Origin of the sequence: Acinetobacter sp. ANC 4654, assembly GCF_002135425.1 — a bacterium.
Taxonomy (GTDB): domain Bacteria; phylum Pseudomonadota; class Gammaproteobacteria; order Pseudomonadales; family Moraxellaceae; genus Acinetobacter; species Acinetobacter kyonggiensis.
In genome coordinates this window covers 76,077-95,309 of record NZ_NEGL01000009.1, presented here as the reverse complement: position 1 = coordinate 95,309, position 19,233 = coordinate 76,077, and the positions used below count along the sequence as shown (strand labels likewise).

Here is a 19,233-nt window from a genome sequence, read left to right as displayed (position 1 = left end):
TTTCTAATTTGATAAAGGGTGACACACGATGACTCAAACAGATCAAAATACTCCTGCGACTGCTACAACCAGCAAACGCACAACAAAAGCAAAAACAACTACCGCTAAAGCTGCGGCAGATACTAAAGTACTTGCCCCAGTTGAAACGGAACAAACTCCATCACTTGATGCAGCAGTCAATCAAGAGAAGACCTCATCACAGGCTGAATTACAGGGAATACAGAGCGATACCGCAGGCCAGAACCTAGTAACAGATATTGAACCAGAACAAGCAACCGCCAAAGAAGTAGATGCTATTCAATCTGATTCTGAACCTGAAAATAGCAATCAGGAAAACCCAGTAAATGGGTCAGTTGAAACTGAGCAGGTGGCCTTTTGGGATCAATCAGTACCGTCTGCAGCTGTCGCCGTCCAACCTGATAAAAAAAATGATGGGGTACGGAACGGTGAAGCCAGTGGTGTAGAGCTGATTAATGCAGTACTTACTGAGGTTCAAAGCCCGTCACCTGTAAAGCAGAGTACAGCAGTAAAAAGTGGCTTATTCGTGGTTGTTAAAAATACAGGTGTACAAACCGTATTTGAACCGCTGTCCAAGACTTCAATCAAGTCTGGTGAAACGGTAGAAATCCGCTGTAGTAATGGCCAGTTTAAGCACGATGTCCTAAATAACCTGAAGCAGTTTATTGGCTTGGGTAAAAATTTGGAGATCCAAAATGCATAATTTTGATGGTACAAATCCGCTACTTGAAGCACTGGGGGATGAACCAGAAATTAAAGAAATCACTTTAACGAACTCATCGGCATTCATCATTGTTGAACCCTTAACCCAAGTGCGTTTGCAGCCTTTTGAAAAGACAGTAATTCAGGTGATAGGAAATGCTGCATATGAGCATATTATGGCTAATATTAATCAATTGAATGCATTGAAATCTGATGTGATTTTGATTGAAACTTCTGAACCTGAACCTGAACCTGAACCTGAACCTGAACCTGAACCATCAATATTCAAAACCAACGGGGTGGCTAATGATTCAGTTTACATCACTCATGATAGTGGCCCTGCAGTAACAATCGATTGGGGTGATGGAAGTGAGCCTACAGTAATCGAGCGTGTAAACAACTATAGACCATCAGCACAGCACAGATATCAGGACACTAATAAATACACGATCACCGCTACATCGGTGGGTGCATCAGTGTTTGCTGTACAAGGTGCTGTTGAAGAATTGGTGAGTTGGGGGAGCAACAACCCGTATTTCAATCAAAATGGTAATAGTGTACAAACGGGTTCACTAATTAAAGTGCCTGAATTACTACCCCCACATATAACTAAATTGAAATTCTCAGGTCAAAGCGCATTCAATCAAGATATATCGAGTTGGGATGTTAGTCACGTGACTGACGTTGCAGGGTGTTTTGAAATGTGTTTAGAGTTCAATCAGTCTTTAAACTCTTGGTTTATGCCTCTGGTAACTGATTTAAGTAATCTGTTCGCCAATGCTCGAAAATTCAATCAATCTATTGTTGATTGGGATATTTCTAATATTACGAATACATCAGGTATGTTTAGAAATGCTTGGGCATATAACAAACCAATTAATACTTGGAATATGTCAAATGTCGTAGATGCTACAAGTATGTTTAGTAATGCTAGTGCATTTAATCAACCTTTAAACAACTGGAATGTAGCGCGTATTGAGTATATGAGCATGATGTTCGCTAACGCATATATGTTTAATCAAGATCTGTCTGGATGGTGTGTGAGCTTACAAACACAGAAACCAGTCATGTTTGATAGTAACTCATTGTTGGTTTTAGAACATTTACCAGTGTGGGGAACTTGCCCAAGCCCGTCCTGATTAATCGTCGTTTGAACGATACAGCATCATGAAAAAGCCCTGCAATAGCAGGGTTTTTTTTATTGGAACTGATAAGAAGTCTATCTGGCCCGTCCTGCAAAAATAAACATAAGAATTTTGCCATAGGCAGCCACAATGATTTTAAGTTTAGATCAGCAAGGCATGTTGGCCGTTTCATCTTCACCAAATGAGGAAGATGCGGTTTTTGACCTTGAATTTGAAACACACAGTTATCTAGCGGATACACAGCTGGAAGCAGCATTTATCAGTAAAGTTGCCAATCCTCAACTGTTAGATATTGTCATGCGCCTGCGTATTGTTGACTCAGTGAATGGTGATGAGGTTCTGAAGATTCAGGGAACGCTAGATGAAGATCCAGACAACTTGGCTTCAATTGTTGCAGTCGCGGATGCCACGAATGCATTTGAAGTATTTGAATTAACTTTGCATGAACTTGCTGGTGATGTTTTAGATGCTATTAAGCTTTCACAAGCCTTTAATGCTTCTAATAGCTTAGGGCGAAGCAAAACGGTTATTGAATTGCCAGACGAACAGACACCGCCATTTGACGGCGATGAGGTTTACAGCATTCTAACCAATCTTGTTGATGTACCCGCCTATATTGCGCTACCGCAGACCAATGATCTACCGCTGTATGTTGCAGCGCTGCGTGCAGCGGAAAAGTTGAATATTCCGCTGGATGCCGAGATTGATCCAACCATTACGGCAGAGCAGGCAGCTGAGTTTGCTTTATCTATGGATGCGCAATCGTACCGTGTTCAGTTTATCTGGTCGCCGAATCTCTGCCGTTCCCGTGATGCAGTTTCTTTAAGCGGTCGTAAAATTTCAGCGCCGTACATCGGGCAATATATCGGTGACAAGCTTTTACGCAATGCACGTACTGATGCTAAAGGCTATGCACCGCTTCATGTTGGTGTGGCATGGAAAGATTTTCCATTCCGCAAGAAAGTTCTAAAAATACGTCCAGATGTTGTCCTTGATGAACCGACTTTAGAAATGCTGGCCAAAGCTAAAGTAAATGTCGTGCGTCCAATTAAGTTTAAGCAGGGTATTCGCTATGTGCTCAGTGATTTATTGACTCAGTATCAAAGCAAAAACAGCGCATTGCGTCTGGTGCCGGCTGCTGAAATTGCCATGCGCACCTCGAACGAAGTGGTTTCAATCCTGAAGGAACATATGCTGAAGCCGACTGATAACTATTTAAAGGATGCCAGTGACGACATTGATAAATATCTTTCTGGTGCTGTGACTGCAGGTTGGCTAAAGCCAGCGGAGGATTTGGGTGGAAAGCCTTATGCATTCCGTTTAACCCCGGATAAGGATTTTCCGTTTGAGCGTGTTCGCCTGTATTTGGCGCGACGTCCTGAAGGCGCAACCCGTGCTGCAATTTTTGATGAAGATGTTTTAGTTAAATAATTTTAAACAGGTGAACAATTATGTTTGGTTCAAAGAATCCATTAAATGCAAAATCTCAGACTCTGGTCCTACGCGATTTTGATTCAGCTGCTGTAGAAATTAAAACCTCTGTTACAGCATTAACCAGTTCTGTTCGTGAAGAACTGTCTTTTATTGAGCATGTCCGTGAACAGGCCCTGAATATTGTTGCGGATCTTGCCGATGCCGTAACAGATGGCAAGCTTGAAGAAGGTGAGTTGCCTTCAGATCGTCTAGACTTTCTGATTTTAGAAGCCACTGATGGCGCAGATGATGAAGAAAACACTTTAGAAAATGCTGTTTTAGAATCGATTGCCGATGCGTTGGCCACATTTGGCGTGGATGACTCAGTGATTGAGGAAATGATGGGTGACAATATTGACGCGGCTGATGCAGCAATTGAAGCAGCTGCCAGTACCGTGATTGCCAATATGCCAGATGAAGGCGATCCGCTCGATGACTTGGTACGTGAATTCATCTATGGTGAACCTGATGAACTGGAAAGCGGTTTTGATGCAGCGACAGGTAAAAAACTATCCCGTGGTAAAATGAGTACAAAATCCTTTAATGGCAAGAAGATCCGCTATAAAGCTGTTGCTGCGATTCGCAAAGGGGTGAAGACCATTGTCAATAAGCGTTTAGCTGGGCAAAAAGTGCGTTTATCAAGTGGTCAAAAGGCTGGCTTGAAAAAAGCGCGTCTGAAAGCGGTATCTGCAAATTCACTGCGCAAGCGCATGAAGTCTTTACAAAAAGGTAAGAAGATTGGGCTTTACAAGTAATCAGTCCACAATCTTAAAAAGGCCGCATTCGCGGTCTTTTTTTGGAACTCAACATATTTGCATATTGTTACCCGCTTCAAAATGACGGCATCACAGCATATTTGAGAATAATGATGCGTCAAGTTAATCCTGTTTTACTCAATCAATTAAGAGCTGATTACCTCGCAATTCAGCAGCTTGGATCACCTCTATTATCTTGCAAAGGTATGCTAGTACCTCGCGGCATGGAAGATTTCCGTTTTCTATTTAAGAGCTGTCCGCGTCCTATTGTCAGCAATGAAGATCCAGCTGAGGTTCAATATGCCGGCGGATTTACAGGTATTGCCGCTGGTGTACCGAAAACACACTACACAGGCAATCTACAAATGCTAGTAACTGAAGCTGGGCATGATCAGATATTTGCAGACTATATCGTTGCCAATGCTGGAATGATTGACTGTGATTATTACGATGGCCGTGTAGACAGCTACACTCGTGCATATTCATTGGAAAACTGTGCTATCCGCTTTGAAATGGCGGAATTTGATTCAGACAGTCGTTCTCAAGTCATGACGGTCTCTTGCCCGATTGATTTCAACTATTTTGGCAACTTTGCAGACATTGGAACGAACGGCACTGTTATGCCCGGGCATCTTCAGATTGCTGGAGTTGAGGGCCTTGTCAATCGTGTGCAGAAAGTTATCAATACCGCACAAGCCGCGACAAATATTGGCCGCAACATTGGCAGCGTAGCGCGTCAGATTGGCTCACTTTTCGGGTAAATGCTATGCAATTATTGCCGAATGACGGAACCGGTAATTTCAGAGCAGTGGCAGGCACAATTTCTGAGCTTGCTGCACTCTATTATCAGAAGTTAGTGCTGAAAGGCTATTCATTGCTGCAAGATGAAATTCAAGCCGCTTTTATTGAAGAAGTGAAGCGTTATGCAGGTTGGCAAAGTTTGACCTGCCAAAAGTCTTCAATTGTTCCGATCGCTGTGGATGAGCATTTAATCCTTGAAGCTTTTGAATGGGTCATCATTGAACCTTGTGTAAAAGCGAATTGTGACCTGATTCAAGCCTCACTGGTGGAAGCCTCACGTAGTATGGGGACTGAAGGATTCGGCATGTCAGTCAGCGAAGCCGAGCAGGCCTATGAAGCTGAGAAAGAGAAAATGCCGAAGAATGCTTTTGTTCAGCCCCCGTTCAGCTTTAAAACAGCTGGGGGTAATTAATGCAAATTGTCATTGCTGCATCCAATAAGTTAATTTCAGCTTCAGAATTAATGTTGGCCACACTTCGGACTGATCTTGTGCCAGTGCCGTTGAGTTTTGAATTTTCGGTGAAAGCGCACCGAGAGCTGGAGGAACAGCTAAAAGAAGGTGCTGAGATTCTTGTGGGGAATATCAGCCAGCCTTTTGTGATTGTTTTAGTACAGCCAGTCAAATCACAAACAGTGAAAGATGACCGCAGGATTGGTGCCATATCCTGTATTGCAGTTTTATCCGGCTGTCAGAAACTCATTATCAATACCGATAAAGCGGTGATACAGAATGAAACTTCTTTTAATTCTGCAATTCGTGCCTGCGGTGCCAAAAATATCCGTTTAGGTGTTGATCTGCCGTTGCCTGAGTTTATCTGCCTAAAGGGGCGTTTGCCGACTGCGCGTCTAGCACTGTATTTACAGCAAGAAGCGGCGGTTATCTCTTTTAAGGATAATAAGATCTGTGCAATGAAACTGGATGCACTGTTTAAACAGGATGCAGTTTTAAAGCTTGATCCCAGTGAAGTGCATTGGCTGAACAGTGAACAGAAAACCAAACATCAGAAATCATCTTATGTATCGGTTGAGCAGGATGGTTCAACGGTGATTGGCGATGACACCACAACAGTGGGGCAAGCTGTTGTTCAAAGGGCCGGTCTTGATGCCCGTCAGCTGAAAAATATGGAAAAAGTACTCATTCCACGCGGAACAATACAACGTCCGCTGAATATGGAACTCATGGCGGGTTCAGTTGTAGAAATTAGTCAAACTAAATATGTGATTTTGACTGCTGCCCATCATGTTGAAACAGGTGCGGTTGGAGGTAATGTCGGATCTACAACAAAACTATGGTTGGCAAATTTATGAATACGACAAAGATTTTAGGTGAAGCCGTTGGCATCCAACGACAAGACATTATTGACCGTACAGAAGAGCAAACTGCGGATGGTCTGACAGGTGCTGTAATCTTAGGCCGCTTCAAGCGCGGTCGGGTTGATGCGCCAATGTTTATTCATCAGGGTAATATCCGTGGTCAACTTGGATATGATCCCAAGAACCCGGACTACATTGCAATTCAAGATTGCTTAGATACAGGTGTACCCAGTGTGCAGGTATTACGGTTGAGTGGTGGAATTTCATGTACACCAAATAAACTGATTATTCCTGCAAGCACTTGGCAATGGAACGAAAGCAATGGCTTGAGCATGTTGTGTGAGTTGTGGATTGACGGTGTGTTAGATAGAGCAGGTCGTGTTCAATCATCACTAGGAAATTGCTCTAGCTACTTTAATTCAAGAGGGCAATTTACAGCAGATCAAATGTTACTTAATGCGCTATTTTTCTATTCAGGTATTGATTTATATCGTCAAAGCATGTTTGGTGTTGAAAATTTCGCAATGGGTGCAAGTGGAACAAGCAATATTTTGGGTGATGGTATTGAAATACAATCAGGGAATTATCTACCACTTTCTGATCGTAATTTTTATTTAGAAGGTTATCCGTCTAGCAATGCAGATGATAATAATGATCAAGATCGAACATGGGAAAAAACATCTATCGAATTACGCTTTAAAGTTGATAATGATCTGCCAGACGGATACAGCGATCTAGTTCAGCAGCTATGGGGTAACGAGCCACAGACGTTGTTTAGTTGTGCTAGATGTTACTGGACTGAAGGTTAATTAAATTGCAAAAAAAGCCCGAATTTTTCGGGCTTTTTTATTGGAACTTGAAATATTTTTTGTTAAGCCGACGGTGAAAATATCCCTAAAGAAATCACTTGGAAAAACACTGATGCTATTGGGATTCAAGCGGGCCAAGATTTTAAGCTATAACGCCAAAGGGCGGACGGCAAAAGTTTATATCCACGGAATGACGGATGGGGCAAGTGAAGGTTTGACAGCAACATTTGCGTATCCGGTCGGTGACAGTGACAAGGATACTGAGCGGGAAATTTTAGCTGGGGAAGATGTGTATGTTTTCTTTGAAAATGGCGAAGAGTCTCGCCCAGTGATTGCTTTCTTCAGCAGTCATGGAGAAAACGCAGTCATAGATACATGCCGTATACGTCAAGAAAATATTGAGTTGCTTGCCAGAAGTAAAGTGTATTTGGAAGCACCAGTGATTCACATCAAGGCTAAGCTAGTTTTAGAAGGTGATTTCGAACATGAAGGCAACCAGAAAACTACAGGTAAAATAACGGCAACAGAAGATGTTGTTGCAGCAGGTATTTCCGTTAAATCTCATCCTCATTCAGGTGTCCGTTCTGGTTCAGATGATAGTGGTCCTCCAAAACCTACTGGAACTCAGTAAGTAGCAAAAGTCAGCTATACCCGAAAATGATACTAATTTTAGAATCATGGCTTCGGTATGGCTGCTTCAGACGTTCTTTCGTTATTGCTGGGTCCTAGCGCTAATAGCATTCCTCAACAGCTCGCAAATGACAACCAAGAAACGATGGTGCAAATGTATGATTCATTTGCACCGTTTTCGCTTGGTACAAATTCAACTGTAGAAAACCGCAAACGAACCCGTAAAGAGATTTATACAAAATGGGAGCAGATGCTACGTTTTTCGCCAGTAGCGGAAGGTATCGGCATTCATGTCACATCGGCTTTAGGTGGGGATACCCATAACGGGCAACAAATTTTTATTACACCTGCAGAACGCCTGCGCGGAGAGAAAGGTGCATCTGCCAAACAGCAGCTGGATAAGCTACAAAAGCGCATCAAACCCATGGAAACCTTGATTAATAGATACATCACTAAGATTTGTTCTGATGGCATTACTTTCGGGGATGCATATGCGCGGATCTATGGCAAGAAAAGTAAAGGCGTTATAGATATGCTTTGTAATGAGTTTACTCATCCGCCATTACTGCAGTCATTTGAGCAAGGCAGTAAAACGGTGGCTTTCTTTGCCTTGAATCCAAAAAACTGGATGAAAACGATTACCAAGCTAAGTTCAACTCAAATGGTGCGGCTGAAGATGCCCCGCATTGTTAATGTGCCTCAATTTGATTTAGTGGAAACTGGGCTGATCGTGCAAATGCTAGAGGGAGATGAGCTCGACGATCTACCAATCTTACCTGCGATGGTTGGCGGTTCATTCTTATTTGCAATTGAGAAAGCCTATGACGATGTGATGCTGTCCTTAACAACAATGAATAGCCAGCAAGTCGCAGATGCAGTCAATCAGATGTTTTTATCATTAAATATGGCGGGTATGCCTGAGGCGCAGCGAGAAGCTTACAAGCGCGGGCTAGAAGGCATGCTACAAGATCATGAAAAGTTTGTAAAAAATGCCATGCAGGGTGGCGAAGGCATTTGGAATACCAAATATCACGTATTGCCGACATGGGATGAAAAACAAATCCTAAACCCCGTCGGTGACATTAAAGGTCAGCGAAATTCACCGATTAATATAGAAACCTTCATGATCAATGTACGCCTATTGATGGGTGGATTTGGTCTTGATCCATCTATGGTGGGCTGGGCAGATATGCTTTCAGGCGGTCTTGGCGATGGAGCTGCGACCTTGACCTATTCGAGCCAAGTCATGCGCCGTTCTATGTGGATCAGACAGTCAGCAACACAGTTCGTCAATGACATCATGCATTTGGATTGGGGCTATGCATATAACGAACAATTTGATCCGCTGGATTACCCTTGGCAAGTTGAGTTTTCAAGCAGCCAATCGGCGGCAGTAACGGAAGAAAACAGTAATAAACAGACACAGATGAATACTTCACTACTAAAAATTCAGGTGATTAATTCATTGAAAGAATCCAATCTGAGTGAAGAAACCATGCAGTATATTTTAGAAAAAGATGCTGGGTTCAATTATGACGATGCTAAGCGCGTTGCAGCTGATATAGCAGCTTCTAGGCAAAGCAATGGAAGTGAGTAATTTGTATGACCTTACATCTTAATATTTCAAAAAGTCGCAATGCTTATGGTATGTGGTCTGGGATGCCAATCGATGAAGCATTAATTTACTACAAAAAACTTTACGCATTAGGAACAATATCAACTATTCATTTTGGAGTTTGGTTAGAGCCATTTGATGAAAATGGAAAACTTGCGACAGAAACAATTGAATTGTTTGATACATATGATTTAACACATCAACTTGTTGGGGAATTTAACGCTTTTGAACAAGGAGAAAAGGGATTTTTGGCGAGTACATTTATAGATAAAATTCCTTTAATTGATACTTCAAAATTACCTTGGTTATGTCAAAGCATCGATTTATCAGTACTGGATGCCCAAACTGATAGCGCGAATGTCGGTAGTTTTCAGCTGAATTATCTGACGGGAAATAGTTCTGGTGAAATTTCGATTCCATTTATTGAGACTCGAAATGCAGCCATTTTAAATAGTGCTAGAGCCATCAAGGCCATTATGTTTCCAGATGGAGCAGAGGGGGGTACTCAGGCTCTACCGAAAGACTATTTAATGCGTATGACGATTTATATTTATGACAAGCATAGTTTTTCCACGCGGGTATTTGAAGTCCAGCATCTGGTCGCTTTACAGGCAGGCAGTATCCCGCTTGATGCGACTAATCGAGGTGGTGTTGGTATTGTGACGCTTAACTTTATAAAAATGTTTCCAATGCTGAAGTGATTGGAACAGTTTAAGTTGACTCAATTCATGCAGTGACAAAATTGCCTCAAGTATAAAAAGTTGAGGCATTTTTAATGCGTAATATTAGTATTTTCAAACAGCACTGGGCACCGCATCAATCCCGTACCGTTGCAGGCTTTGACTCAGTTGTAAACAGTGGAACGTGCTCCATCGGCATCATTCAAGGCAAATGTCGAATGCTGAATGCAATTGTGACTGAAACAGCCACAGAAGATGATCAATGGCGTATCGTGAATTTGAAGGGCTATAAAGATGATATTGTAGCGTTTGATTCTGTTGCTGTTTTGGGAGCCGTAGATTATGTGCAGGCTTCATCACTGGCAGTACTGCAGTTTGGCCGCATATTCGATTTCGATTCAGCTGTAGATAGTGTGATTGAAACCAATACACAGGGTTTAATGCGTTATTTAGCAGTACCGCATTACCATAAAAATAAAAACATCATTCCTGAGTGGAAGCTATCTCAGCTTCAGGATGTCATATGCGGAACAGTGCCCGGGTGGGATGGAATCAACCTCACTTCACATGAAGGTCAGACTTCACACTTAATGCTGGATCTGCAACGTCATGACGACCATGGCGGACTGCTTCAGGAGTTTGACGGGCTGGCATCTTTATTAGAATCAATTGGGGCTGTGTATGCGGACTTTGATTCAATTATTGTTGAATACCAGTATTTAGAAAAGCTGATAGGTATGCTGCATAAAGTTATGCAGAGCACTTCAAAAGGCGGTGTAAAAATTCTGAATGTTGAACAGAGTGAAAAGCCGTTTAAACATAAAAAAGTGTTGAATATTGCTGTTTCATATAGTTTTGAAGATGGTCAAAGCATCACGATTTTATTCCATCATCCAGACCGTGAAGCAAAAAAGATTGCGCCGCAGGACACGCTGATTTCATGGAAGATCCTCATGAATAGTCGTGATATTACAGGTGCTATTCAGCCGAATCAGGGCGAAGGCATTGCAATGCCGGTACTGGCTGGTCGTATTATGAAATTGGTCAATCAGAACAGCGCACGCTTTAAACGAACTCAGGCAAAAAAAGCTGAAAATGTACAAGCCTTAGCGGATGCAGAGCAGCGTTTACTTGATAAACAGGATACTAAAGCAGCGCTTGAAGCGGAAATTCAAGGGCTATTAAATCAACTTGATGAACATCAGACTCAGCAATTAGAGCAACAAAATGCAGAACAGGCTTCTCAGAATGAGAATGCTGCTAAAGAGCCAGAAGGCAAGCCACAGCCACTTCCTCCAAAAACATATCCGCCTATTGAAGATTTAGGCGAAGGCTATTATCAAGCCTTCAAGAATGATAAAAAAATTGATTCTTGGACTGCGCATGTAAATACCAGTGGTGAGTGGGAAGTCTCAGCCAATAATGCACAGTCTCGGGCATGGAATCGCGGATTTGGTGCACCACGTTTCTTTAATACGATTGAGGCGATGATTGCAAAATATCCTGCCTTTGCAGAGCTTCCTGAAATGTTGGATACATCGAATGCAGGTGAAGGTGGGACAGGAAATTCAGATGACGCTGATTATTTAAATAAAATCATTAAAGGCGAGGTGGATTTCACCAAAGCAAACGAAATTGAAACGCAGCTTGAAGAAATAGGAAACCGTCTGCCAGCTGATTTAAGTGATTTGTTTGAACAAGCAGTTTCGTCTTATTCAGTCTACCAAGTTGGTCAAGCATCCCAAATTCACTGATAGGAAAATATGATGATGAATGCAATGGAAAAACTAAAGCTGACTAAAGAGCTACGCCAGCTGGTAGATGTAATTCCAGATCAGAAAGGCATGGAAAAACTGAGCAGCGCTAAGCGCTTGCGGGAGCTAATTGAGCTTTTAGGTGGAAAGGTAGCTGAAGCTATAAACGAACTGTATCAGTCTATTATTGATGGCAAGGCAGAAGTATCTGTCGAGCTGTTGCAGAAAGTGCGGGCTGAAGCGGAAAAAAACCTGCAAGATCCATTACTGATCGATGCTGTAAATGTACTGATTGCTCAAGTGAACGAGATGGTTGGAACAGAGGAATAAGTAGCCATACCGCTTCTTTCAAAATAGCCCTTAACAGGGCTATTTTTTTGAGTGTGTGATGAGTGATTTTGCAAAAATTGACAGTATTCAGGATGAATCTGAAGTGTTAAAAACCATCGATGAGCTAATTTCTAAAATTGAGAATAATGAAATTGTTGAATGGGACAGTGAACAAGCTGAAAAGCAGTACCGTGAATATTTATCCAATCTCGATAAATACGATGGTAAATCGATTGCAGCATCAAAAGCTTATTTTAATGACTATCTGAATGGAAAATTGGTAAAAACAAAAATTGGACTGGTCCGTATTAATTCCAAATCAAGAGGCAAGGTTCATGACCGGATGCGAGATATTAAGTATCTCGCAATTCCATATATTCCTGAAGTATTGATGACTGGCGATGTGAGTGAGTTAGTACCATTAAATAAAGAGCGTACTGATAGCGTAGAAGGGTATTATAATTTTGAAAAGTCAAAGCAGCTGAATGATTACACGCTAAATATTACGTTGAAAGTGGCTTTAGATTCTGAAGGGCATTTATTATATTATTTAGGAGCATCAAAAGAAAAAAGCCAACTTACACCTATCTCACAGGTCGTTAACCCCATAGGCTTGGAAGCTGGCTTTGATTCTATTCAATCACGATATGAAGACGAAATCAATATTGATGTACAAGTTTTAGACAAAGATGGCAATGTCTTATCTCAAGCGGATGCCTTGAAAGCATTATTAAAAAACTACGGTATTAATAATATTGTAAAAGGCCGTACCAATAAGGTTAAAACAGCCAAAGGAACTCAGGTTTCAACCGTATTTGCATTACTCGAGTCTGATCAGGTTATTGCTTCGCACACAGCTACTGGTGCTGAAAATCCTAATTATCCTCAAGAGCTGCAGCCACGCGACCGCAGCCGTGAATCATCACAGGCATGGGTTCAAAAAACCTCAAATGGATTAGATCCTGAAAGTCTTGGTCGTTCTGGCCGTGCAGATACTGGTGCTCCAATTGTGGGGGATGATTTGGTAGTTGAATCCGGCAATGGACGCACCATGGCCATACAGCTGGCATATGAGCGTGGGCAAGCTGAAGAATATCGGCAATGGCTAATTGAAGAAGCTGAATATTTTGGATTTTCATCAGATCAGGTTGAGAATTTTACAGCACCTATTTTGGTACGTATCCGAACTTCAGAAGTGGATCGGGTTCAATTCACGGTAGAAGCCAATCAAGACGATAAACTCTCATTTAGTGCTACGGAGCGTGCTAAATCGGATGCCAAGCGTTTGGATGAGAATCTATTGGCTTTATTTACACCTGGTGATGATGGGGATTTACTGACTGCAGGCAATCAGAAGTTTATACAAGGCTTTTTGAAATCAATTGGTGATACAGAAGCAGCCCAATATATCACTACCGAAGGAAAGCCGACTCAGGCCCTTGTAACACGGATCAAAGCAGCTATTTTCAGCAAGGCCTATAACGATGACCGGTTGCTGGAAATGATGGCGGACCAAACAAAACCCGATTTACAGAATATGCTGAATGCCTTAGGTGCAGCAGCACCCAAGTTTATCGAAGCTCAAGCCGTTAGCCGTGGTGATATTCAGGATGTCTCCAGCTCAATTGTAGACGGTATAGAGCAGGCGCTAGATAAACGTGTTGCCAATGCCATTATCGATGCTGCAAATACGATTATAGCTGCAAAGAGAAATGACCAAGATATTGCAGAGTTTGTTCAGCAACAGGGTTTATTTGGCGACTTGGGTGAAGGTGTGCCCGAACTGGCTGTATTCCTATCCAAGAATAGCCGAAGCGCCAAGAAAATGGGCATGCTGTTTAAGGCAATGGCGGAATTTGCGGAAAAGCAGGCAATTGATCAGCTAAATATGTGGTTGTTTGGTGAACCTGAGCCAGTCAGTATTCAAGATGCAATCAACTATGCGGTATCAGTGATCAATGACAATTATGGCGATAATGCCATGATTAGTATGTTTGATTCAGCCAATGATTCATTTACGCTGATTGATAAACATGCCCATCAAGCTGCCACGTCACCCTATAACCGAACTTCACTGCCAGATCAGGATAGTTTGATTGCTGGTGATTACAGTAAAGGCGCCGTGAAGATTGGTGAACTGGATATCGCAATTGAGAACCCAGCAGACTCCATCCGTTCAGGTACTGATCCTAGCGGTAAAGAATGGCAAGTCAAAATGCAGCATCATTATGGCTACATTGAAAATACAATGGGTGCCGATGGAGATGAAGTTGATGTATTTGTTAAAAACCATTTAGATTCAGATCCAGAACATGCCTATATCATTCGTCAATTGAATTCAGATGGTAGTTTTGATGAACACAAAATCATTATTGGTGCTGGAACTGAGGATGAAGCGAAAGAGATCTATCATTCCAACTTTGAAGCAGGCTGGCAAGGTTTTGGGAGTATAGAGCGGATTGCCATAGCTGAACTGCCAGAGAAATTTCAACATACATGGTCTGAGTTTGATTCTATTGACAGTATTGTGACAAAAGACAATGTGCTGGATGTGATTGATCAATTGATTGATGTTGTCGATCATTGGCAAATGAGTTGGTAGCGTAATTGGAACTCATCTAAATTCTAAGGTCATATTTCATCAAAAATAGCTCTGTATATAACAGGGCTATTTTTATGGGTAATGATCTTGCAAAAGTGCCAGCCGCTAATGCTCCCGTAGCGGTTCAACCGGAACGGATGAATGCTGATCCTTTTTGGGGAACAGTTTCAAAGCATAAGTTTGCGGAATTTAATATCTGTACCGTTTCACGTGACGAGAATAATAATGAGGTCATCACTGTAGATTCAAGTCAACCTACGGTTCGTGCTTTTTTAGTTGATGGCGACAAGACCATGGAAAGCCAATGGCAGACGCCTTTTGAAAACAGTAATCCTGAGCTGAAAATGCCGATGCTGATGGCGGGTTTACAGACGGGTCAAACCGTTATTTCTATGGGAGCCGCAGCACCTGCAATTTTAGGCGACACGGCTTTAGCTGTTACCAAATCTGCCATGCAGCCAATCGCCGATTTTGTAAAGTCCGTACAGGGCCATACCAATCTGAATAAAGTGAATACAACTCAAGTTTTTCTTTCCACTGCTTCAGTCCGTCTTAACCTCAGTCTTTTTTTTATTGCTTTAAGAGATGCCAAAATTGAGGTTGAAGAAAAAATTATGCGGTTGGAATCATGGGCAGTGCCTGCCAAGCTTTCACAAGGCACCGTACTTACAGATGTAATTGAGCAGGGGGTTGCTGGCCTATTTTCAGGGATTATTCCGCCGTATATATCGCTGACGACACACGGTAAAACCTATTGGCCTTTTATTTTAGAAAGTGTCTCCGCGCCGATTGTTACGCCGATTGATGAACATGGAAACCGTTTAAACCTCGCCGTAAACCTGAGTCTGATGAGCCGTACCGCATGGGATGCTGAAGATGTCCGTAAACTTTATGGGAGTTAATGAAGATGCTTAGTTTTGATCCTGTGCCTATTGGCAATAACACGTATCAGCTACAGGAAATTGTATTCAATGATGCTTTGAAAGTAGCAGCCATTAATCAACGACTGAATGAGAAACGTATCAGTGCATTTTTATCACATGCACTGTGTAATAAAGAACAGCCGCTGAATATGACAGTTCAAGAGCGTTATTGCTTGATGCTGAAATATGTAGAAAATCAGTCAGCTACGCTTTTTTCCACTGATGCAGATTTCTCTAAATGCTATTTGCATTCTGAAGAAAATTGGCAGCCTGAGATTTCACATAACGGCATTACTGTCCGGCAATTGGTTGGCAGGGAAGCAGAGTACCTTGAAGAGCATTGCGCCAATGCCGCGGAATGGATTGCATGCATGCTGGCATTTCAAATCAGTTATGACGGGCATGAAAAGCTGTCGGAACTCCCAAACCGTAGTGCCAATGATAGTGAATTTATTAAACAATTTTCTGAGCGGTTGGAGTTTTTAAAGAAGCAGGCTCAGAGCGATTTTGACTTGATCTATCAAGATTTCATTACCCTCAATAACCAATTATTTACGATGATTCATTTAAATGTCAGTAATCAAGGTTTAGTCATTTCAAGAGGTGCAGATGACGCGCCGCTTCGATTTCGCCCCGCTGCCGCCTTTTTCGGAATCATCAAAGAATTGGACCAATCATTTACTTAGCACGGCTCAGGATCTGGCTCAGCATTGCAAGATGTCTTTATATGAAGCTCTAAATTTGCCTGTAAGTTTTGAGGCCTTTTTTTATTCATCTGATGCATGGGAAAAGAGAAAGTTAGAACTTGAAGCTGAAGCACAAAAGCATAATGCCCTGATCAAAATGGGGAATGAAATAATTAAAGTCATCAGTAACTCGGGAAGGAAAAAATAGATGAATACGACAAAGATTTTAGGTGAAGCAGTTGGTATCCAAAGACAAGACATTATTGACCGCACAGAAGAGCAAACTGCGGACGGTCTGACAGGTGCTGTAATTTTAGGCCGCTTCAAGCGTGGACGTTTTGATAAACCGATGGATATTTATCAGGGTAATATCCGTGGCCAACTTGGATATGATCCAAAGAACCCGGACTACATTGCTGTTCAAGATTGTTTGGATACAGGTGTGCCCAGTGTGCAGGTGTTGCGATTGAAAGATGGTGATGATGCTGCATGTGTAGGAGCAACCAAAAAAATCACATTAGGTACGATTTCAAGCGGCGGATATTACACTGTTAAAATCAATAATATTCGTCATGAAGGTGTTATCGGCTTTAGAGATGGACGAGATGATTTAAAATCTGTCTTTGCTCAGTATGGCATTGAAGTAAAACCACTTAATTCAGCTTTTCAAGAGATTATTTCTAATGGTGGAATCTATAATGAGGTTGAGTATGCATCATTCTTTCATCCCGCAAACAACCATGTCGATGTTAATATCATTACTGTTGATGCCAGTAAGATCGATGAATATATTGTTGATGATACATATGGTGAGAATGAAACAGTCCTTATTAATTCTATTGGTGTTACCTTTTGCCTGAATTAAAAAGTTTTATTTTAAAGTCCGCTTATCGCGGGCTTTTTTATTTGGAACAGGCTTTTTTTTACATTCATCTGTCGCGCCAAAATACCTATATAGAAAATCATAGGTAATTAAGCCATGCAGGAAAATACTATTCCTTGGATTATTAAAATAATTCCAGCCATTGTTGGGGCCATTCTTGCCCTTGTCTTAAGTGGGGATATTGATAAGAACGGAAAAATCCAAGTAACTGTCAGTGTTATTTGTAAATTTGCAGCCAGCGTTACGGTTAGTCTTTACGGTGGTTCAGCATTCATTGAGCATTTTGAAATGCTGAAGACTTCAACGATGTATCAGGGCTTCATCATGCTGATGTTCGCTGTGTTTGGCTTAATGGCGATCGGCATTCTTTATCAGTCAATTGCACTACTGAAAGGTAAACCACTCTCTGAAGTTATTACTGAGATTAAATCAGCTTTCATTTCGATTATTGGAAATGGCAAAGGAGGGCAGGATTAATGAATATTGAGCAATTTTTAATTGAATTAATTAATCGTGAAGGTGGTTACGTGAATAACCCAGCTGATCGAGGTGGTGCAACTAAATATGGTATTACCGAAACTGTTGCTCGTAATAATGGCTACAAAGGCAGTATGAAGGATTTACCCTTAGAAACAGCTAAGCTTATTTATAAAAAACAGTATTGGATTTCACCACGTTTTGATCAAGTAAATATCATCAATACAACGGTTGCTGAAGAATTATTGGATACTGGTGTGAACTGTGGTGTTGCATTTGCAAAACCATTATTACAACGATCATTAAACCTTTTAAATAATCAAGGTAAGGGGGGATGGCCTGATCTGGCGGTTGATGGCATTTATGGTCAAGCAACACTCAATGCTTTAAAAATTTATTTATCTAAACGTGGAAAAGAAGGTGAGCGCATATTACTGCGTACCTTAAATATTCTTCAAGGTGAGCGATACATTTCTATTTGTGAACGCAACCCAAGCCAAGAGCAATTTTTTTATGGATGGATTGCTAATCGGGTGGTGATTTAAATGATATTGGATGCCTTTTTAGCCAAATTTTATAAAGCAGTCATTGTGGTGCTACTGGTACTGCTTTTAATTTCCCTGGGCTTTGGTGGATGGGAGTCCTCTGCACTTGAACGCAGTGAAACACATCGAGAAGAGGACATTGCAAAAGCAGTTAAACCTTATGTAGATGCAATTGATCAGGCTCAAGAGGAAAAAGCTACCATCATGCAAACATGGTCAGCAAAAATAATAGAGGTCGAACAGAATGCGATTAAAAAAATACAAGATGCGAATGCTGCCGCTCGTAGTGCTGACTTGGCTGCTAGTGGGCTGTCAAAGCAACTCAGTGAAGCCAACAAACGTCTGTCCACAGCTCCCAAAGAAACCATCATTGAGTACACCATTACCAATTCAGAGTTACTCGAAGCATGCACAGCAGAATATCGAAGCATGGCAGAAAAAGCTGATGGACATTCATTGGACGCAATGAGGTTAAATGAAAGTTGGCCAATAGATTAAAGTAAGGCCCTCAGATTGAGGGCTTTTTTATTACATTATTTAGGTAGTTTATTGCGAGAAGCGTAGCAACCTACAAATTTAGATACAGTGTAATTATAGTATTCGTAACCGCCAGATTCACCGTTGGAGCTAACCAATGCTCGGCGCCAGTAGCACGTGACATTAAAACCGTTTGCAACCTCACTAATTTGCATCCAATTATTTGAATTATTAATATCAGCATTGGCTGTTGAAACAACTTGGAATGTTGAAAGTCCAAGTAATGCACTAATAATTAATTTTTTGATTTTCATATTATATACCCATTAAATTTATAGTTAGTTGATTGAAAAAACTCAATCAGTTGCAATAATATTTTATCGTAAGATAAAGTCAAGAATATGATTAATATAAATTAATTTATTGATTCTGGGTTCTCGGAATTTTTATTTTTGGTAAAGTAGTGCTCATATTCTCCGTGATACTGAGCTTCATATTTTACTTTCAGGCTGCACAGCGATTTAATTTTTATAGTTTTAAGGGATTGTTTTGACTAAATATCTCAGGTATGCCGACTAATAGTTTGAGCAAACAAACGACTGAGGGTATATACG

At 41.4% G+C, this 19,233-nt stretch carries 22 protein-coding genes; 21 read left to right on the top strand and 1 reads right to left on the bottom strand.

From position 1 onward, the window contains the following. Positions 1-28 precede the first annotated feature (28 nt). The 21 genes from B9T24_RS13950 (at position 29) to B9T24_RS13855 (ending at position 18,640) form a co-directional block, all read left to right on the top strand. A complete protein-coding gene (locus B9T24_RS13950) occupies positions 29-721 on the top strand; it encodes a hypothetical protein (protein WP_086166324.1) in 693 nt (230 codons plus the stop codon). Further along, positions 714-1,859, top strand: coding sequence for a BspA family leucine-rich repeat surface protein (locus B9T24_RS13945; RefSeq protein WP_086166323.1), 1,146 nt, complete (start codon positions 714-716; stop codon positions 1,857-1,859). Before B9T24_RS13950 ends, B9T24_RS13945 begins: the two co-directional genes overlap by 8 nt. A 135-nt stretch (positions 1,860-1,994) precedes the next feature. Further along, positions 1,995-3,296: a hypothetical protein gene (locus B9T24_RS13940; RefSeq protein ID WP_228145726.1), complete on the top strand. Its 1,302-nt coding sequence runs from the start codon at positions 1,995-1,997 to the stop codon at positions 3,294-3,296. Positions 3,297-3,316: 20 nt separating this feature from the next. Next, positions 3,317-4,093, top strand: coding sequence for a hypothetical protein (locus B9T24_RS13935; protein ID WP_086166322.1), 777 nt, complete (start codon positions 3,317-3,319; stop codon positions 4,091-4,093). 113 nt (positions 4,094-4,206) lie between these two features. After that, positions 4,207-4,854: a hypothetical protein gene (locus B9T24_RS13930; RefSeq protein ID WP_074947238.1), complete on the top strand. Its 648-nt coding sequence runs from the start codon at positions 4,207-4,209 to the stop codon at positions 4,852-4,854. A 5-nt stretch (positions 4,855-4,859) separates the two neighbouring features. Continuing rightward, positions 4,860-5,306 (top strand): hypothetical protein, encoded by a 447-nt coding sequence (locus tag B9T24_RS13925; RefSeq protein ID WP_086166321.1) that lies wholly within the window; start codon positions 4,860-4,862, stop codon positions 5,304-5,306. Next, complete coding sequence (locus tag B9T24_RS13920; protein ID WP_086166320.1) at positions 5,306-6,202, top strand: hypothetical protein; 897 nt, start codon at positions 5,306-5,308, stop codon at positions 6,200-6,202. The genes B9T24_RS13925 and B9T24_RS13920 overlap by 1 nt, the downstream gene beginning before the upstream one ends. Further along, positions 6,199-7,017, top strand: a complete 819-nt coding sequence (locus B9T24_RS17195) for a hypothetical protein (protein WP_228145725.1) — start codon at positions 6,199-6,201, stop codon at positions 7,015-7,017. The genes B9T24_RS13920 and B9T24_RS17195 overlap by 4 nt, the downstream gene beginning before the upstream one ends. A 40-nt stretch (positions 7,018-7,057) precedes the next feature. Next, positions 7,058-7,648 (top strand): hypothetical protein, encoded by a 591-nt coding sequence (locus B9T24_RS13910; RefSeq protein ID WP_228145724.1) that lies wholly within the window; start codon positions 7,058-7,060, stop codon positions 7,646-7,648. A gap of 57 nt (positions 7,649-7,705) precedes the next feature. Then, positions 7,706-9,244 (top strand): hypothetical protein, encoded by a 1,539-nt coding sequence (locus tag B9T24_RS13905; protein WP_086166318.1) that lies wholly within the window; start codon positions 7,706-7,708, stop codon positions 9,242-9,244. Between the two features lie 5 nt (positions 9,245-9,249). Then, entirely contained in the window at positions 9,250-9,963 is a 714-nt protein-coding gene (locus B9T24_RS13900; protein ID WP_086166317.1) for a hypothetical protein, read from the top strand. A gap of 74 nt (positions 9,964-10,037) precedes the next feature. Further along, positions 10,038-11,696, top strand: coding sequence for a hypothetical protein (locus tag B9T24_RS13895; protein ID WP_086166316.1), 1,659 nt, complete (start codon positions 10,038-10,040; stop codon positions 11,694-11,696). Positions 11,697-11,708: 12 nt separating this feature from the next. Continuing rightward, positions 11,709-12,026: a hypothetical protein gene (locus B9T24_RS13890; protein ID WP_228145723.1), complete on the top strand. Its 318-nt coding sequence runs from the start codon at positions 11,709-11,711 to the stop codon at positions 12,024-12,026. A 58-nt stretch (positions 12,027-12,084) separates the two neighbouring features. Next, entirely contained in the window at positions 12,085-14,628 is a 2,544-nt protein-coding gene (locus B9T24_RS13885) for a hypothetical protein (RefSeq protein WP_086166315.1), read from the top strand. Positions 14,629-14,702: 74 nt separating this feature from the next. Beyond that, positions 14,703-15,530, top strand: a complete 828-nt coding sequence (locus B9T24_RS13880) for a hypothetical protein (protein ID WP_086166314.1) — start codon at positions 14,703-14,705, stop codon at positions 15,528-15,530. Positions 15,531-15,535: 5 nt separating this feature from the next. Beyond that, positions 15,536-16,237: a hypothetical protein gene (locus tag B9T24_RS13875; RefSeq protein ID WP_086166408.1), complete on the top strand. Its 702-nt coding sequence runs from the start codon at positions 15,536-15,538 to the stop codon at positions 16,235-16,237. Between the two features lie 31 nt (positions 16,238-16,268). After that, positions 16,269-16,445 (top strand): hypothetical protein, encoded by a 177-nt coding sequence (locus B9T24_RS16955; RefSeq protein ID WP_171264915.1) that lies wholly within the window; start codon positions 16,269-16,271, stop codon positions 16,443-16,445. Continuing rightward, positions 16,446-17,102 (top strand): hypothetical protein, encoded by a 657-nt coding sequence (locus B9T24_RS17190; protein WP_228145722.1) that lies wholly within the window; start codon positions 16,446-16,448, stop codon positions 17,100-17,102. It begins immediately after the preceding gene. A gap of 114 nt (positions 17,103-17,216) precedes the next feature. After that, positions 17,217-17,597, top strand: a complete 381-nt coding sequence (locus B9T24_RS13865) for a hypothetical protein (RefSeq protein WP_086166313.1) — start codon at positions 17,217-17,219, stop codon at positions 17,595-17,597. Further along, complete coding sequence (locus B9T24_RS13860) at positions 17,597-18,142, top strand: glycoside hydrolase family 108 protein (RefSeq protein WP_086166312.1); 546 nt, start codon at positions 17,597-17,599, stop codon at positions 18,140-18,142. The genes B9T24_RS13865 and B9T24_RS13860 overlap by 1 nt, the downstream gene beginning before the upstream one ends. Continuing rightward, a complete protein-coding gene (locus B9T24_RS13855; RefSeq protein WP_228145721.1) occupies positions 18,143-18,640 on the top strand; it encodes a hypothetical protein in 498 nt (165 codons plus the stop codon). A gap of 35 nt (positions 18,641-18,675) precedes the next feature. Here B9T24_RS13855 and B9T24_RS13850 read toward each other — a convergent pair whose 3' ends face one another. Continuing rightward, complete coding sequence (locus B9T24_RS13850; protein WP_086166311.1) at positions 18,676-18,933, bottom strand: hypothetical protein; 258 nt, start codon at positions 18,931-18,933, stop codon at positions 18,676-18,678. Between the last annotated feature and the right edge of the window lie 300 nt (positions 18,934-19,233).

Excerpts from the sequence above, each read along its gene's own strand:
- B9T24_RS13880 (WP_086166314.1), top strand. The coding sequence starts at position 14,703 with ATGGGTAATGATCTTGCAAAAGTGCCAGCCGCTAATGCTCCCGTAGCG.
- B9T24_RS13925 (WP_086166321.1), top strand. The coding sequence starts at position 4,860 with ATGCAATTATTGCCGAATGACGGAACCGGTAATTTCAGAGCAGTGGCA.
- B9T24_RS13930 (WP_074947238.1), top strand. The coding sequence starts at position 4,207 with ATGCGTCAAGTTAATCCTGTTTTACTCAATCAATTAAGAGCTGATTAC.
- B9T24_RS17195 (WP_228145725.1), top strand. The coding sequence starts at position 6,199 with ATGAATACGACAAAGATTTTAGGTGAAGCCGTTGGCATCCAACGACAA.
- B9T24_RS13865 (WP_086166313.1), top strand. The coding sequence starts at position 17,217 with ATGCAGGAAAATACTATTCCTTGGATTATTAAAATAATTCCAGCCATT.
- B9T24_RS13950 (WP_086166324.1), top strand. The coding sequence starts at position 29 with ATGACTCAAACAGATCAAAATACTCCTGCGACTGCTACAACCAGCAAA.
- B9T24_RS13900 (WP_086166317.1), top strand. The coding sequence starts at position 9,250 with ATGACCTTACATCTTAATATTTCAAAAAGTCGCAATGCTTATGGTATG.
- B9T24_RS13885 (WP_086166315.1), top strand. The coding sequence starts at position 12,085 with ATGAGTGATTTTGCAAAAATTGACAGTATTCAGGATGAATCTGAAGTG.
- B9T24_RS13860 (WP_086166312.1), top strand. The coding sequence starts at position 17,597 with ATGAATATTGAGCAATTTTTAATTGAATTAATTAATCGTGAAGGTGGT.
- B9T24_RS17190 (WP_228145722.1), top strand. The coding sequence starts at position 16,446 with ATGAATACGACAAAGATTTTAGGTGAAGCAGTTGGTATCCAAAGACAA.
- B9T24_RS13920 (WP_086166320.1), top strand. The coding sequence starts at position 5,306 with ATGCAAATTGTCATTGCTGCATCCAATAAGTTAATTTCAGCTTCAGAA.
- B9T24_RS13855 (WP_228145721.1), top strand. The coding sequence starts at position 18,143 with ATGATATTGGATGCCTTTTTAGCCAAATTTTATAAAGCAGTCATTGTG.
- B9T24_RS13850 (WP_086166311.1), bottom strand. The coding sequence starts at position 18,933 with ATGAAAATCAAAAAATTAATTATTAGTGCATTACTTGGACTTTCAACA.
- B9T24_RS13940 (WP_228145726.1), top strand. The coding sequence starts at position 1,995 with ATGATTTTAAGTTTAGATCAGCAAGGCATGTTGGCCGTTTCATCTTCA.
- B9T24_RS13890 (WP_228145723.1), top strand. The coding sequence starts at position 11,709 with ATGATGAATGCAATGGAAAAACTAAAGCTGACTAAAGAGCTACGCCAG.
- B9T24_RS13945 (WP_086166323.1), top strand. The coding sequence starts at position 714 with ATGCATAATTTTGATGGTACAAATCCGCTACTTGAAGCACTGGGGGAT.
- B9T24_RS13895 (WP_086166316.1), top strand. The coding sequence starts at position 10,038 with ATGCGTAATATTAGTATTTTCAAACAGCACTGGGCACCGCATCAATCC.
- B9T24_RS13875 (WP_086166408.1), top strand. The coding sequence starts at position 15,536 with ATGCTTAGTTTTGATCCTGTGCCTATTGGCAATAACACGTATCAGCTA.
- B9T24_RS16955 (WP_171264915.1), top strand. The coding sequence starts at position 16,269 with ATGTCTTTATATGAAGCTCTAAATTTGCCTGTAAGTTTTGAGGCCTTT.
- B9T24_RS13905 (WP_086166318.1), top strand. The coding sequence starts at position 7,706 with ATGGCTGCTTCAGACGTTCTTTCGTTATTGCTGGGTCCTAGCGCTAAT.
- B9T24_RS13935 (WP_086166322.1), top strand. The coding sequence starts at position 3,317 with ATGTTTGGTTCAAAGAATCCATTAAATGCAAAATCTCAGACTCTGGTC.